The sequence below is a fragment of the Symbiopectobacterium sp. Eva_TO genome, from assembly GCF_053848865.1.
Map to the genome: position 1 here is coordinate 25,754 of NZ_JBSPEY010000004.1, position 14,414 is coordinate 40,167.

General features: G+C 47.5%; 22 protein-coding genes and 1 pseudogene. 16 read left to right on the forward strand and 7 right to left on the reverse strand.

The genetic code is table 11. The features are described from left to right. Window positions 1–93: 93 nt before the first annotated feature. A complete protein-coding gene (locus tag ACWWJF_RS01935; RefSeq protein WP_455868562.1) occupies window positions 94–756 on the forward strand; it encodes a DUF4145 domain-containing protein in 663 nt (220 codons plus the stop codon). Between the two features lie 487 nt (window positions 757–1,243). On the opposite strand, the gene ACWWJF_RS01940 is transcribed toward ACWWJF_RS01935, so the two are convergent. The 5 genes from ACWWJF_RS01940 to ACWWJF_RS01960 all read right to left on the reverse strand — a co-directional run bounded on the left by ACWWJF_RS01940 (window position 1,244) and on the right by ACWWJF_RS01960 (window position 4,481). Continuing rightward, window positions 1,244–2,584, reverse strand: a complete 1,341-nt coding sequence (locus ACWWJF_RS01940; protein ID WP_455868563.1) for a replicative DNA helicase — start codon at window positions 2,582–2,584, stop codon at window positions 1,244–1,246. Continuing rightward, window positions 2,584–3,462 carry a replication protein gene (locus tag ACWWJF_RS01945; RefSeq protein WP_455868564.1) on the reverse strand — a complete coding sequence of 293 codons (879 nt, stop codon included), beginning with the start codon at window positions 3,460–3,462 and terminating at the stop codon, window positions 2,584–2,586. Before ACWWJF_RS01945 ends, ACWWJF_RS01940 begins: the two co-directional genes overlap by 1 nt. Then, window positions 3,449–3,613: a hypothetical protein gene (locus tag ACWWJF_RS01950; protein ID WP_455868565.1), complete on the reverse strand. Its 165-nt coding sequence runs from the start codon at window positions 3,611–3,613 to the stop codon at window positions 3,449–3,451. Before ACWWJF_RS01950 ends, ACWWJF_RS01945 begins: the two co-directional genes overlap by 14 nt. 98 nt (window positions 3,614–3,711) lie before the next feature. Further along, the gene (locus ACWWJF_RS01955) at window positions 3,712–4,044 is read right to left on the reverse strand and encodes a hypothetical protein (protein ID WP_455868566.1); all 333 of its coding nucleotides are present in this window, start codon (window positions 4,042–4,044) and stop codon (window positions 3,712–3,714) included. 197 nt (window positions 4,045–4,241) lie between these two features. Further along, complete coding sequence (locus ACWWJF_RS01960) at window positions 4,242–4,481, reverse strand: Cro/CI family transcriptional regulator (protein WP_455868567.1); 240 nt, start codon at window positions 4,479–4,481, stop codon at window positions 4,242–4,244. A gap of 102 nt (window positions 4,482–4,583) precedes the next feature. Here ACWWJF_RS01960 and ACWWJF_RS01965 point away from each other — a divergent pair, with 102 nt between their 5' ends. Both ACWWJF_RS01965 and ACWWJF_RS01970 read left to right on the forward strand, forming a co-directional pair. Beyond that, on the forward strand, window positions 4,584–5,231 hold the full coding sequence (locus ACWWJF_RS01965; protein ID WP_455868568.1) for a LexA family protein: 648 nt from the start codon (window positions 4,584–4,586) through the stop codon (window positions 5,229–5,231). A gap of 416 nt (window positions 5,232–5,647) precedes the next feature. Then, on the forward strand, window positions 5,648–6,025 hold the full coding sequence (locus ACWWJF_RS01970; RefSeq protein ID WP_455868569.1) for an antitermination protein: 378 nt from the start codon (window positions 5,648–5,650) through the stop codon (window positions 6,023–6,025). Between the two features lie 96 nt (window positions 6,026–6,121). Here the strand turns inward: ACWWJF_RS01970 and ACWWJF_RS01975 are convergent, their stop codons facing one another. Beyond that, window positions 6,122–6,532, reverse strand: coding sequence for a hypothetical protein (locus ACWWJF_RS01975; protein WP_455868570.1), 411 nt, complete (start codon window positions 6,530–6,532; stop codon window positions 6,122–6,124). Between the two features lie 170 nt (window positions 6,533–6,702). Here ACWWJF_RS01975 and ACWWJF_RS01980 point away from each other — a divergent pair, with 170 nt between their 5' ends. The 5 genes from ACWWJF_RS01980 to ACWWJF_RS02000 all read left to right on the forward strand — a co-directional run bounded on the left by ACWWJF_RS01980 (window position 6,703) and on the right by ACWWJF_RS02000 (window position 8,970). Continuing rightward, window positions 6,703–6,939, forward strand: coding sequence for a hypothetical protein (locus tag ACWWJF_RS01980; RefSeq protein ID WP_455868571.1), 237 nt, complete (start codon window positions 6,703–6,705; stop codon window positions 6,937–6,939). 141 nt (window positions 6,940–7,080) lie between these two features. After that, a complete protein-coding gene (locus tag ACWWJF_RS01985) occupies window positions 7,081–7,209 on the forward strand; it encodes a protease FtsH-inhibitory lysogeny factor CIII (RefSeq protein ID WP_455868572.1) in 129 nt (42 codons plus the stop codon). Window positions 7,210–7,317: 108 nt separating this feature from the next. Next, on the forward strand, window positions 7,318–7,626 hold the full coding sequence (locus ACWWJF_RS01990; protein WP_455868573.1) for a hypothetical protein: 309 nt from the start codon (window positions 7,318–7,320) through the stop codon (window positions 7,624–7,626). Then, entirely contained in the window at window positions 7,623–8,363 is a 741-nt protein-coding gene (gene bet, locus ACWWJF_RS01995; RefSeq protein WP_455868574.1) for a phage recombination protein Bet, read from the forward strand. The genes ACWWJF_RS01990 and bet overlap by 4 nt, the downstream gene beginning before the upstream one ends. Continuing rightward, the gene (locus ACWWJF_RS02000; RefSeq protein ID WP_455868575.1) at window positions 8,347–8,970 is read left to right on the forward strand and encodes a lambda exonuclease family protein; all 624 of its coding nucleotides are present in this window, start codon (window positions 8,347–8,349) and stop codon (window positions 8,968–8,970) included. Before bet ends, ACWWJF_RS02000 begins: the two co-directional genes overlap by 17 nt. A 66-nt stretch (window positions 8,971–9,036) precedes the next feature. Here ACWWJF_RS02000 and ACWWJF_RS02005 read toward each other — a convergent pair whose 3' ends face one another. After that, window positions 9,037–9,351, reverse strand: a complete 315-nt coding sequence (locus tag ACWWJF_RS02005; protein WP_455868576.1) for a DUF1640 domain-containing protein — start codon at window positions 9,349–9,351, stop codon at window positions 9,037–9,039. 228 nt (window positions 9,352–9,579) lie between these two features. Here ACWWJF_RS02005 and ACWWJF_RS02010 point away from each other — a divergent pair, with 228 nt between their 5' ends. From ACWWJF_RS02010 to ACWWJF_RS02045, 8 genes and pseudogenes are all read left to right on the forward strand, one after another. Continuing rightward, window positions 9,580–9,861: a helix-turn-helix transcriptional regulator gene (locus tag ACWWJF_RS02010; RefSeq protein ID WP_455868577.1), complete on the forward strand. Its 282-nt coding sequence runs from the start codon at window positions 9,580–9,582 to the stop codon at window positions 9,859–9,861. A gap of 120 nt (window positions 9,862–9,981) precedes the next feature. Next, complete coding sequence (locus ACWWJF_RS02015; protein ID WP_455868578.1) at window positions 9,982–10,731, forward strand: Rha family transcriptional regulator; 750 nt, start codon at window positions 9,982–9,984, stop codon at window positions 10,729–10,731. 80 nt (window positions 10,732–10,811) lie between these two features. Further along, a complete protein-coding gene (locus ACWWJF_RS02020; RefSeq protein ID WP_455868579.1) occupies window positions 10,812–11,111 on the forward strand; it encodes a hypothetical protein in 300 nt (99 codons plus the stop codon). A gap of 161 nt (window positions 11,112–11,272) precedes the next feature. After that, window positions 11,273–11,482: a ParE family toxin-like protein gene (locus ACWWJF_RS02025; protein ID WP_434064595.1), complete on the forward strand. Its 210-nt coding sequence runs from the start codon at window positions 11,273–11,275 to the stop codon at window positions 11,480–11,482. Between the two features lie 14 nt (window positions 11,483–11,496). Then, a complete protein-coding gene (locus tag ACWWJF_RS02030) occupies window positions 11,497–11,658 on the forward strand; it encodes a protease FtsH-inhibitory lysogeny factor CIII (RefSeq protein WP_455868535.1) in 162 nt (53 codons plus the stop codon). Window positions 11,659–11,854: 196 nt separating this feature from the next. After that, window positions 11,855–12,040, forward strand: a complete 186-nt coding sequence (locus ACWWJF_RS02035) for an excisionase (protein ID WP_455868536.1) — start codon at window positions 11,855–11,857, stop codon at window positions 12,038–12,040. Next, entirely contained in the window at window positions 12,018–13,082 is a 1,065-nt protein-coding gene (locus tag ACWWJF_RS02040) for a phage integrase Arm DNA-binding domain-containing protein (RefSeq protein WP_455868537.1), read from the forward strand. Before ACWWJF_RS02035 ends, ACWWJF_RS02040 begins: the two co-directional genes overlap by 23 nt. A gap of 492 nt (window positions 13,083–13,574) precedes the next feature. Continuing rightward, window positions 13,575–13,955: pseudogene (locus ACWWJF_RS02045) on the forward strand (ORF6N domain-containing protein); the annotation flags it as partial. Window positions 13,956–14,414: the final 459 nt, after the last annotated feature.

The window sequence follows — 14,414 nt, forward strand, 5'->3', positions numbered from 1 at the left end:
GTTATCTCATAGCGTTGTAACAGCGTGACCTCTGGCCTATCCGCGCTACTCAATATCGTGGATATATCATTCAAATAGGGAGTTAACTTATTCATGGCTATGCTTTCCTTCAATACAACCTGTCCTCACTGTTTAAGAGAAAATGCAGTTCTTATTGGTTTAAATGAACAACAAAGGGGGACTACTGATATTTATGATGTGCACTTTGTATGCAATAGTTGCAATAAATCAGGAATAGCCGCCGTCAAAAGCTCTACGGCTCATGGCCCTTTATACTCAGTGCGAACTGGACAAAAGAACATTCTGGTGCCCGCTCCTTCTAGCACGTACTTACTTTATGAAATTTATCCTAAAGTTGAAATCAATAGTGCTCCAGACAATACCCCAGACAGAGCCGCAAAATTTTATGTTGAATCAAAGACCAATTTGCAAAGAGGTAATTTTGAAACAGCAGTGATGCTTTGCAGAAAGGTTATTGACATTGCCACCAGAAATATTCTCGGAGAAGATTCAAATAAAGAGAAACTCTCACAAAGAATATCCATGCTTCATGGCAAGGGGTTAATCACAGAACAGATGAAAGACTGGGCTCACATCGTCCGAATTGATTCAAACGGCGCTGTTCACTCCGATGAAGAGTTCACCCAGGAAGAGGCCGAAGAAATGCTCGGATTCACTGAAGTCTTCCTGCTTTATGCGTTTACCCTCCCAGCGATGGTTGAGGCAAAAAAACGATCCCACGAACAGCAATCATGATTGTGGGCTGGCTATGCAGGCCCCGCTCACTCATCTTAAGTTTCGCTTTTTTTAGGATTTGTAAACCATGTATTTTCGCATTTTTTCTATTTTGTCAACCAAATTGAGGATGTCCCCACCCAAACAAAAAGGGCCGCCATTGCCAGCAGCCCCACGATGCATTCTGTTAGATATGCTGTCATTCCTGTTTCCCTCGCTTTAAAACCCCATGACTTCTTTCAGCGGCTTTCTGTGTATCCCTTTTCATCATTCTGCCGCTGCCGTCAGTGTGTCGCACATGGTCATTTTTCATGCCTGTGATTCCACTCCTCCAGCGTCCTCGCGGCATGCCACCCAAGAAACAGCGGGAAGAACATTACGATGAGATAAGCCGCCCCACGATCAATATCAATAAGTGAACGGATGAAAATGTAACCCGTGCATATCAGGAATATCACGAACCCCATGACGCTGCCTCGCCTATCCATCACTCCTCCTGTTTGTTTGCCTAGCGCCAATCTGCAGATGATTTATCCTGAGAACGCTGGTTTTCTGCGTACTGCTTCGCCGCGGCTGATTGGTCTATGTTGATGAAATGCCCGTTGCGCCAGCCCATATAAAACGTCTTTGGTTGGCCTGAGCGATATTTACCGATAATGATTTCTGCGATGCCCTTCATGTCGCTGTTGCTGTGATAAGCCTCATCGCGGTATGGGAATATCAGAACATCAGCATCTTTCTCTATTGAGCTGGAGCCAGCCAGATCCCCCATGTTCGGGCGTTTTTCCGCTCGGCCCTCTACATTTCGATTAAGCTGGGCAAGAAGTATTACCGGGACCTTGTTTCTTAGGCAGAACTGCTTAAGCTTGCGCGTTACCTCAGCAATGGATAGGTCATAACGATCAGCCTTCGGCAGTTTCATGAGTTCCAGATAATCAATTGCCATGAAGCTAAGGCCGCCATCCATGTTCATTCGTTCAGCATGGGCTATGCACTCATCAACGGTAAATGAGCCGTCTATCACGTAATTATTTTCATCCAGCAACGTTCCAGTAGCCGCTGTCAATCTGGTGTATTGCTCCTGAATCATGTTGATGGGGTTTCTAAGAACTCCGATAGCCAGACCAGACCTATCTGCAACGTGACGCTCAACAACCTGCATATCAGACATTTCAAGCGAGAAAATTAACCCCTTCCCTTTTTGCCTTCCGATTGAGTTAGATATGTTTATCGCTAGCTCTGTTTTCCCCATGCCAGGACGCCCAGCAATGACGATCAGGTCGGTACGGTCAAACCCACCGTATGCCTCATCGAGTGGTTCAATGCCGGTTTTCAGATACATTCCAGACTCAGCACCGCCCATTCGTTTTTCCAACACCTGCAGGTAGTCATCCAGCAAATCACCAATGCGACGCGGTAGCCTGTCGTTGGTTTCGAACTGCAGCTTGCCAAGAATTCCTGATACCTCAGCGATCCGCTCGTTGATATCGTGCGTCCCAGCGCCATCCAGCAGCGATACAGCGCGGAGCAATTCAAGCTTACTCTTGCGCAACATCCAGCACTGACGTACGCGCTTAGCCCAGGCGATGATGTTTGCGGCAGACCAACATCGCTTAGCAACGGACATGACAAGCTCTTTCGTCTCCGCGGGAACGCTAGACTGAACAGCAAACTGATCTACCGGTTCCGCTTTCGCCAGCAACGCGGTGATCACCTCGTACATCTTGCGCAGGTGGAAATTCTCAAAGGCTTCTGCAGGTAGCTTCCCAGCGATATCCCGGCAGTCGATGTGGTCGCCCTTAATCATCATCGAGCCAACCAATTGCTCTTCAAATTCGTAACTGTCCATCAGGCATCCTCCGCAAGGATTTGGTCGATCTTTTCCTGACGCAAGGCGGTCTCAATGCCGTATTTTTTTCCTTCGGGATTGGCACCACAGGCCCATGCAGTGGGTGTGTAGCCGAAATCGATGTAGCCGTTGAGGAGACCGTCGATATCCCTTGGCTGCCTGCCCAGTTCGCGGCATTGCTTCAGGTAGGAGACCCATAAGCGTTTCACCCCGTTCTCGACAGTGGTGGTCACACTGCGAATTTTTGGCAGCCCGTGTTTTTCGGCTTTGCTGTTCCAGGTGTGCTTGAAACGTTCGCGATCAAACGTTGGCATAGCAGAGCGTGGATTCGTGCCTTTGGCTCTGGGATTGGTGCCTTTCTGCCGTGGGGTTAATTTTTCATCATCCGACAAGCCCACTTCGTGGGTTTGGGTATGTGTATTTATTGTCTTTTGAATAATGTCTTTGGTGTCCCCCTGTTTTGAGGGATTGCTATCCCCTAATTTGAGGGATTTTTTATCCCCTATTTTGAGGGATATTCCCTCATTTTGAGGGATACACCATTCGTCTACGTTTTTATTTGGCCCAAACCGGTTACCCTGCTGCTTGAGAAGCCCCATTCTGACAAGCTCTAACTTTGCCTCATTGCAGCGCTTAACAGGCAATCTGGCGATTGCTGATATCTGCGAGTCGCTTATCCTGTCCATGGTTTTATTCCATCCATAAGTGAGCCTCAGAACTGCCAGAAGCACCTTGAACTGACGCTTTGTTAGGTCTGCCCCGGCGTATTCTTCAAGAAGCATGTTTGCCAGCTTAGCGTAACCATCTTCGAGATCCGCCACGCGATGCTCCGTAAAATTTTGTGAGGATTGAACCAGTTTTAGTTTAGGTGCGGCCATCTTTTTTCACCCTCGATTTAGCCAGTCTGAAAACATAGATAAGCCGCTCAGCGAACGGCTTGTTATTAACGGCAGCGACAACTAATCCATCAGGTGAATCGGGATGCACACGTTCCTCTTTTTGCTTGAAATTCCGGCTGTTTCGTGCCATAATTCCTCCTGAAATCAACTGTTTTGTTGTTTATTAAGCCGACCAAGTGTTAGCGCATTGTTCGGCTTTTTCTTTTGTGCTTGCATCATGTTCCCCTCCTATGCAGCAAGGCATTCGTCGCCTGATACAGATTCAGCCGCTTCCAGTTGATACTTCGCAAACTCCATCGCTGAACGAAGCAGATAGCGGTATTCATCCAGCGGCATCTTCTTCTCTCCCTCGAAGACAAAATCCTGCACACCACTGGCGGCTAAGATATCCATCGTCTCGGTGAGCTTCTCTGAGCGGCGCAGGACGGTTGAATCGGCGACACCGAGCATTTTTGCGATGTTGGTCTGGCGTACCCGGACAATGGCCTGATATGCTGTTGTAACGAGGTGACGGCTAATGAACTCAATCGCAGAGTTTTTGCGTGTTTTTGCACGTTCCATTTGGGATGATTTCCTTGTTGAAAGAATAGGTTATCGGATGCACATGTAGATACACGGCACCAGTGTTTTGGTGATCAACAGACGTGACGAAGCCGTGAGCCAGTCACAGTGAGTGTGTTACTGTGGGATGTTGAGTTCGCCACGTTGTCGGTGGCTTCCGTAGGACGAGTGTCCGTTGTGAAGAGCGGTACTGCTGGTTAGGCGACAGAATCAGAATTCTGAAAATAATCAATTACATTCTTTTTGTTGTTTTCATATAGTGCGGGGTTGTACTTGAGTACGCCTTTTGTTCGATATTCAGCTTCTATGGCTCTAGCTTTAGGTATTAGTCGTCCTTTTCGTCTACACCACATTGATATCGCTTCTGGTGTAACACCATAAAATTTAGCAATATTTTTATTTTTCCCAAAATATGACTTTAATTGCTCAACGGTCATACCACCTCCCGCTTAATAAATTAACTTAGATTATAATGACTAGGTTTTTTTAGGTCAATAAAAACTAAAATATCTTAGTAAAATAATTTTTAGGAGCTACTTGTGGAAACGCTAGGTCAGCGCATTAAATCTTTGAGAAAATTAAAAAAATACACTCAGGTTACTCTAGGGAAAAGTATCGGCGTTACAGGCGTCACGGTTGGATACTGGGAGAAAGATTTAAACGAACCTGGAGGGAAGGCACTTAGCAAACTAGCAAAAGCACTTAATACTACAGAGAGTTATTTACTTTACGGCACCGACCCCGGCTCAGTGACAATGATACACGACTCTATGCATATGGTTCCTCTGCTATCTTGGGATGAGGCCATGGCTTTCATTGCAACCGGAGGAAATGAAATGCCTAAAAATGCAAATAATACAGCAACATTTGTTACTGCATCACAAAGGGCGTTTTGTGTAAAAATTGATGATGACACGATGGTAAACCCATATGGAAAACCTAGCATCCCGCAGGGATCAATGATTATTGTTGATCCATTAGTTGAACCCGAAAATGGCAAAATTGTTGCTGCTATTATCTCAGATAGCTCAAATCAACCACCGCGAAGTATGATGACAGTAAAGAAGTTAGTCATGGATGGCTTCAATAATTATTTAATGCCCCTAAACCCTCGATACGATAAGATTCTTGTAACAGATGCATGCAAGATTGTAGGTACTGTTATTGGCGTCCAGTTTGCACTGTAACCCTCTCCTATCCCTTTCATACAGTAAGCCATGACCGCTTAAAAATAAATATTCCTAAATTTACCTTGCCAATAAAACTAAGTTATTTTATATTTTGATTCATCAACCCACCAGACAGCCGCAAGCCAGACGGTGGACCAGCAACCCGCAACGGCAATACCCCGGCAGGCAAGACCTCGAGTTACCCGCCGATTGCCTGAGCGTAAGTAGCCAGCCCGAGGCACACGAACATGACGGCGGTTGTGGCAGATTAAACGCTCTTTCAAAACGAGCCTCGCGCTCTACGGAAGGCACCGACAACGTGCCGAACCTTTGCCCAGATGTTTTTGGGGTGTGGTGGGCTTAATAAAAATTATAGCCAACACCAGGGCCACCACTGGCTCACCACACCACCAAAACTATCTGTTGGAGGACTCATGGCTACTATCATTTACCGTAAATCCGTTAATCCTGTTAGCAAAACAAACGCCGCTATTCGCCGTCATGCCAGACGCAAGGCAGAAGCCATCCGTCGTGAACTGGTGACATCCCGTATTGATAAGGCATTGGGGCAGAAGCCAGAAAAACGCAAAGCGCTTAACCGAATTGAATTAGCCTTCAAGCGCAAACGTGCGCCACGGATTAATTTCGGCATACTGGCCAGTTTCAGGAAGCAAATTAACCGTTTCGCCAAAATGTACGACATGGTTAAGCGTATTAACCATCGCATCTGGTACAGCAAGCCGAAAACGGAGTATGGCATTACCGCCAGAGCAAGACAGACGTATACATCGTGGGGTGTTCGTGAAGTTTGAGGAGGGTCTTATTTGCCTGCCGCAAGTCGCCCCATGCGCAGCAGGCTCTCAGAAATGTGAGAATGTTACCGCCCGTTAGGCATAGTAGCACTAAAATTAAGGCAAGGATCCCATAACATGAGAAAGAGCATCCCCCGAAAAATCAGAAACCCATCCACAGGCACTGCACTGAAAAGGGAAATCCGGAAATCCACTCCCGACTTGTTTAAGACAGTTGGGGCAATAAACCGCGCTGATATAGCCACCAGAGGAATTTTTTCTAAAGGCCGCTCCCATGTGCTGGACAAACTCATCCTTTGCCCGATAAGTCGCTATTTCCTTCTCAAGTTCTACGTTTTTAGCTTTTACCTCGGCAAGTTCTTTTACGGCGGCTTCGTTGGCTTTTTCAATTACTTCAATCTGCTCATAAATGAGAGTAATACGCTCGCGCAAGACCTCGTTGCTTTGAAACGTGGAAAGCGCGCCGATGGCACTTTTGATCGAAGTGATAAGTAATCCGATATCCATACGAGTATCCCTTTAGACTGTGGAATCACCAGTCTATCCGATTTCCTTCGACTGTGGAAAGCAGGGAAACCCTCGCCGCCTGAGAGGGTCACCAAAGCAGGCACTTAACACGGAGGCCACCATGCAAAATCTCATTGACGAAAATATTTTGATAGCCAACGGAGGATTGAATGATGCAACTTAATAAGCCTCATATCACGACCTTCAATCACCCTAATTTCGGTAACATGGTCGCTGTCACCAACGGCAGCAATAATATTAATGATTCACGTTATTTGATGAGTACTGACATCCTCCCTTGTGATGACAATGAGACAAGAGTATATAAGTCAACTATTTTCTATCTGACGGAAGAAAATAAGTGGCTCAAAAAGCAGGTAAAAAAATTAACGGGTATCTATGACTGAAGCACTTTCAGCATTCCCATCATCCGCTTATCGCCGACTCATCCACCACACTGATAATAGATAACACTGAACTACCGCTTTATACCTACGCCGATATTCGCCGGCATATACATCAATCCAAATAGTTAAACGGAGAACGCCATGCAATATGCCTTTGCAGGGTGGCCTATTGCTGGCCGCTCGGAAACACAATTAGACCGAATTATTAAAATAGCTAAAGCCGCTGCCAAATGGCTTAAAGACACGTTAAACCAGCGAGGTGAGCCGTGAAATCTAATCCGTATTTTATAAAAGCCCAAGAGCTATGCAGGGAAGCCGTTCTATACGTAAACAACGAGAAATGGATTGCAGCTATGAAATTATTGCGGAGGGCGAAATATGCTTAGCCCAAACAAGTTATCAGAAATTCGAAAAATTATTGAAACGATGACGGACGACGTCATTGAAGACTGTTACGCAGAGGCTGAGCAATTGGCGGAGAAGTCTATCGAAAGGTTTCGTGTTCCGCTTAGAAAGCACTGGCCTGATGCTTACACAGCTCAAGCCTGTGAATACATGGAAAGCAGCGACGTTGATTATCAGGAAGCAGAGGGTGAACGTATTTTTGACGCCATTTTCCACCGTGTGAAGGTTGAGCGGGCACTCTGGATTTACGACAGGCAGAACAGCACGGAGGATGCAGCATGAGCACGGCATTAACAACAATGGCAGGGAAGCTGGCTGAACGCCTCGGCATGGCACCAGGCACCGAATTAATAAGCACCCTCAAGAATACGGCGTTCAAGGGGGGTAACGTCACGGACGAGCAATTTACCGCCCTACTTATCGTTGCCAACCAGTACGGGCTTAACCCGTGGACGAAAGAGATTTACGCATTCCCTGATAAGGGCGGCATTGTCCCGGTTGTTGGTGTCGATGGTTGGGCCAGAATCATCAACGAGCACCCACAGTTTGACGGGATGGAATTCAGCTACGATAAGGACGAGGGCGCATCGACTTGCAAGATTTACCGCAAAGATCGCAAACACCCCACTGTAGTCACCGAATACATGGGCGAGTGTAAGCGCAATACCCAGCCGTGGCAATCACACCCCACCCGAATGTTGCGCCATAAGTCACTTATTCAGTGTGCGCGCATGGCCTTTGGCTTCGCTGGCATTTACGACAGCGACGAAGCAGAGCGGATCATCGAAAGCAGCCCGGCAAGCGTTGTTGTTGGACAACAAACAGACGAGCGCCGCCCTGCACTCATTGCCCGGTGCGAAGAAGCGGCTCAGATGAGCATGGAAGTTTTCGCTGAAACATGGAAAAACCTGACCCACGAAGAGCGCCAGATTATCGGCAATGCCGAAAAAGAGCGTATCAAGGAAAGCATTCCCGTCGATGCAGAATATAGCGAGGTGGATCATGCAACAGCGCAGTGATGAATGGTTTTCCGCCCGGTGCGGCAACGTGACCGCCAGTCGCCTATCTGACGTAATGGCTAAAACCAAATCGGGCTATTCCGCCAGCCGTCAGAACTACATGGCAGAGCTTATCTGCCAGCGCCTAACTGGAAAGGTGGAAGAAAGTTACTCAAACGCGGCCATGCAGCGCGGCACTGAACTTGAACCGGTAGCGCGAGAGATGTACCTGCTTAACCAGTTTGACGCAGAAGTTACAGAAGTGGGATTTATTCCCCATCCCGATATCGTAGGATTTGGTGCGTCGCCTGATGGCTTGGTCGGAAATGATGGCCTGATAGAAATAAAATGCCCCAACACATGGACGCATTTAGAGACCATCAAGACCGGTAAGCCGAAAAACCAATACCTCCTACAGATGAACGCCCAAATGATGTGTACGGGCAGGAAATGGTGTGATTTTGTCAGCTATGACGACAGGCTACCGCCAGACCTTGCCTATTACCAGTTGAGAATTCATCAGGACGATAAGCTGGTTACTGAAATAGAGGAGGCGTTAAGGCAGTTTCTGTCTGAGCTTGAAAGAGAACTTGAGGTTATTAGAAACTTAGCCAAGGTGGCGGCATGAGTACCTCCACGTCGTCGGGCGGCTGCGCAAACAGGTTCCGCCTGACCCAAGGGGTATAGTGCACCGTCACATTTTGAGAATGGCAGCAATGATACTGACGGCAGCGGCGACCATTAGCCCAAGCCGGATGGTCATCTGCATGCCAAGCTTCTCAAATTTATCATTAATTTTATCAAAACCGGCAGTCATATCCTTGCGGACATCGGCTATCTGAACAGTTAAATCTTTGCGCACGTCTTCAAGGTCACGCTTGGTAGCGACATCCGCAACCTCATGAGACTTGCGTACGACGAGCGAAATCGCCTTGGCCTGCTGACTGGTAAGCCCGGCGGTTTGAAGCTCTTCTGATGCCTGCAAGGTATCAAATGCAACCTGGCCCATAATGTTATTCTCCTTTTTGGGAAGTATAACACAACCATTTTCATTGTGAACTCAGTGAGAAATCGTCGCTGACTGAAGGGAGCTTGATATCCCAACAGCCAGCTAACCCTAAACCTACTCCTAATAAATAAGGATAAGGCTAATGAAAAAGTCTAGTTTTCGTGTGCCCATTTGTGAAGCACAATCGTTAATGTCACGTTTCATCTCTCAAGATACTAGGGCGAAGAAATGAGAATATTCGATTCAAAAAAATTCGCGCAGTTAAATCATATTTTTCCTGAATTAACGCCAGCACAATTTGAAACCGCAATGTTATTTGCTCTGGGAATGACCAAAAAAGAGATTGCCTGGGCACGTAATGTTTCCTATCCAGTGGTAAGAGATACATTGCAAGAAATAAAAAATAAACTTGAATTTTATTCTTTAAGTCATCTTGTTTCGACGATTCATATACGTTTGGTTTTGTTTGCACTGTGCCAATGTACTTTGACAAACAAAGAGCACTGCTGATTAGCCAACTAAAATTGCGACTAAGGCCAGGGCAGATTCCAAGAATTCATTAATCACTAATCCCGCCCCGGGAGCGTGCCGGGGTTCCATTAATCACATTCACTTGTGAGGAGCTTTAACATGCAAAATTTAACCATTGCACAAACATTAACCATGTCCAGCCGTGAAATCGCGGAGTTGACTGACAAGCTACATAAGAACGTCAAGCGAGACATCGAAAAGATGCTCGTTGACCTGGGAGAAGATACGCTCAGTTTTGAGCACATCTATCTGGACTCCATGAATCGCCAGCAGACTGAATATCTTCTCGACCGCGACCACACCGAATGCCTGCTTACCGGCTATAGCGCTGTTCACCGTATGCGCGTTATCAAACGCTGGCATGAGCTTGAAGAGCGTGCAAGCCAGTTCGCTATCCCACAAACCTATCCAGAGGCCCTGCGCCTCGCCGCCGAACTGGCAGAGGAAACCCAGCAGCTAAAACTGATCAACAAAGAACAGGAGGAAGAAATCCACGACCTCAAGAGTCTGTTCAAGGAGGGCATGACCCCCACCCAGTTCTGCAAAATGCTCAACGGTGTTAACACCCAGAAAGTGAACCAGTGGTTAGCAGAGCGTAACTGGCTCTACAACGAAAGCCAATCCGGTACCCGTTGGCGGGCAGCATCCTACGCCCGCGACAAATACCTGACTGAGCACCAACATCTGATTAGCGTTCATGGTGCCGATGACTTCATTAAGCACCAGCCGGTACTCCTTCGCAAAGGTGCTGAACGCCTCTACGTCCTTTACCGCCGTGGAAAAGTGCCCATGAAACTCAACTGGAACGGCGATTTTACCCACCAAAAGCACGTCAGCGTTGCATCGTAAGAGGTTTACTCATGCAAGATTTAATATCTAAACATATTTAGACCATGTCCAGCCGCTACGAGCGGTTTTTTTACGCCTGAATGAAGGAGATGAAGATGGGTGGCTATACGAAAGGCCCGTGGAAATGGTGGACAAGTAATAGCTTTCGCCGCCTGAGTGGTCCAGACGGTAAGGATGGTGGCGTACTTTGCCCGACTGTGAGCAAAAGTGACGGGCACCCTGATTTAATCGTGAGCAAGGCTAATATGGAGCTGATTGAAGCCGCACCGGATTTGCTTGAGGCGCTGGAAGGTGCTTTAGGCTGGCTCAATAACGGGCTGGCACGCAAGCATTACGATAAGGCAGTTGCCGCCATAGCCAAGGCCAAAGGTGAATCATGAAGCGAACAGCGCTAACAGCAAAGCTAGCCATAGCCGCTCTTGTAGCGGCTTTTTTGTGGGGGTCATACATGATTTGGAGCGCGATATGATGCGAATACCCTTTACCCATCCTAATACTAGCACAACATCCAAACAGCCTTGCATCGTGAGAGGAACAACGAATGAAACCTAAAATACCTAACAGGATAAGAGAGCGGGAGAAGCTATTTAAGCGCTTATACCGTGAAGGACTTATTCATGCAAGACGCATACGACGAACCGGTTATTTATCAATACGGCTCTCCCTCTACTGGCGCATGTTATCCAAAGATAATGGCCAGAGCTGGAAGACCATGAGCCACGCCAAATACGACACCCAAATAGCAATATAAAAACAGGAGCACCCATGAATTATGCATTCGCGGGTCATGCTGCCCTCATGGGGAGCTATCACCCGGAAGAAACCCAACTGGATAAATGGGTTCAATGGCTGAGAAACGGATACAGAAGGCTTATCGATATCCTCGGGCAGCAAGGCAAACCTCTACGACCTGCATCAGTACTCTAACCAAGGCTGTTACAGCCTGAAATCACCTGCATCACCGCACACCCTGTCGGCAACCTTCACTGTACCGTTTCCGAGATTCACAAATTCCCCGCCTGCCACCATGACAAATGGCGCAACGGCTTAATTTTAGCAGAGGTAAATAATGGCATACATCACCTTATCCGAGTGGAATCGGCGGCAACCCCGTCCGCGCTGTATGGAAACGCTAAGACGAGCAGCTAGAAATGTACGTTTTGACCCGCCAGCAATACGTGATGGTCGCGAATATCTGGTTGACGAAACCGCCACGAGGCTAAGTCAAAACGACACACTTCATTCATACAGACCTGTTAACTCATCATTAGTATCGAGGATAAAACATGGCACGCCGGAGAAGTCATAAGAACCGCGACTTGCCGCCAAACCTGCAACCGCGCAATGGCGGCTATTTTTGCTACCGTGACCCGCGCACCGGAAAAGAATACGGCCTGGGTCGCCATCGACAGGAGGCCATTACGCAAGCCATCGCCGCCAATATGGCAATTTATGGCTCATCAAAACAATCACCGCTCGTTGACCGCATCAACGGCACACAGGTGACCACAGTTAGTCAATGGACTGAACGCTATCTGACGATACTCGACGGCAGAAAACTCAAGCCGAAAACGATGAGCGAGTACAATAAATACCTGAAAACCGTTAACACCCATTTAGGCGAATTTGTTCTTCAGAAAGTAGAAACCAAAGACATTGCCTCGTTCCTTAATCAGTGGGTAAAGGCAGGAAAACCGACAATGGCGAACCGCATCAGAGCATTGCTGCTTGACTTGTTTCGTGAAGCCATTGCCGATGGGCTGCTCAAAAGCAATCCAGCCGAGGTTACGCGTAATCAGCGGGTGGACATTCAGAGGGAGCGTATAACGCTGGATGAGTGGAGGCTTATACGCAAGGCAGCGGATACATTACCCGCATGGGTTGGGCCCTGCCTTGACCTTGCTTTAGTCACCGGTCAACGTTTAGGGGATATACAGGCGCTACGCTGGGAGGATTTCAAAGACGGACGCCTTTACATCAAGCAAGCGAAAACAGGCATGATGCTTGCGTTCTCCAAGGCAACCCGCATCGACTGCCTCAATTTATGCCTTTCCGATGTACTGAACCAGTTTAGAGAATTAAACAACGGGAGGGCACATATCGTCGCAGACGCCAAATACAAGCAATTTGCCGCAAAAACGATATCTTCTGCATTTCGTGAGGCACGCAAGGCATCAGGGTTAATATGGGAACGTAACCCTCCCTCATTTCATGAAATCAGAAGTTTGTCAGCGCGTCTCTACACCGATGAGAAAGGTAGGGATTACGCGCAAAAACTCCTGGGTCATAAATCAGCAACCATGACCGATAAGTATCGGGATGTAAGAGGGGCAGAATGGATGGAGGTGTAATTATTTCGATCGAATTTCGAGTAATTTCGATCGATTGTTTGTAACCCATTGAATAAAAATGCTGATATTTCTCTGCCGCTGTAAGCCACACAGCGAAGTTATAAAGTACTAATCTAATAATTATCAAATAGTTAGGGTTAATTGGTACTCAAAAGATAGGCGACAAAACACAACAAAGCACAACAATACACGACATTTTTATCAATAACTTACCGTCCATTTCGACTTGCCGACTACGCCAGAATCCCCACATTTGACGAAGGAAATCCCATGCGCTATAGTCGCTTTCAGGTGCTGAACACACCCTAGAAGCGGATACCGCGCCCGAAAGTAATGCGGTTTTTTTACGTCCATAGATTATTATGGTCGGGTAGCGAGTAGCGATACAACACCCGTATGGGAAAAGCTGCTGGCCGTCTTCTAGCGGTGTTCAAGTACCCGACCGCCCATCTGAACAATGGGTAAATTGAACAATCTAGAAGGATGTATATTATGACCAACCCAATCAATACAAACATTCTGTCCGTCATTACCCACAATAACATCGCCGTTATCACTACTGAACTTCTGGCGCAGCTTTACGGAACTGACGTCAAACATATTCAAAATAACTATCTCCGAAATGCGGACAGATTTATAGCAGGTAAACATTTCTTCAAACTTGAAAACGATGAATTACGAGAAGCCAAGAACAGACCATCTTTAAGAGGGTTAGTTGGCAAAAATGCTCGTAGCCTCATCCTTTGGACAGAACGCGGAGCCGCCCGCCACGCTAAGATGCTTGAGACCGATAAAGCATGGGAAGTGTTCGAGCAACTGGAAGATTGCTACTTCAATACTGAACGTGCTAACAATCCGCCACAGTATCAACCCGAGTCCCACGAACTCTTCACTGCTAACGATACCGCTAACCTCGCCCGCCTGATTTGGCACATGAGCCATAACTTCCGCTTCAAACAGGCGTGGAGCAATGGCATCTGGTACGCTTTACGCGAAGCCACCGGCATTCCCTCACCTCAGCCGATGGAAGTCCGCCACATCCCGAATATCGCCCGAGAATGCGAACGCATATGGGCTGTTATCGAACGTCTGCAATCGGCTATGGTTGACGCAGAGAGACGAACCATTAGGCAGCTTGTGCGCAAGCGTGAGAATCTGGATAGCGTGATGGCTGAAATCGATAGCTTGCTTAATGACGCCAGCCAGAGCAACGCTTTCATGCTCACCGATACGCTGACCCGCTGGCACAAGTCCGAACTCAAGCAGTTCGCGCAGAGGCACTGACAGCCGCCCCGGCTCGTTGAAGGGCCGGGGATTTCGATGGCATACCGT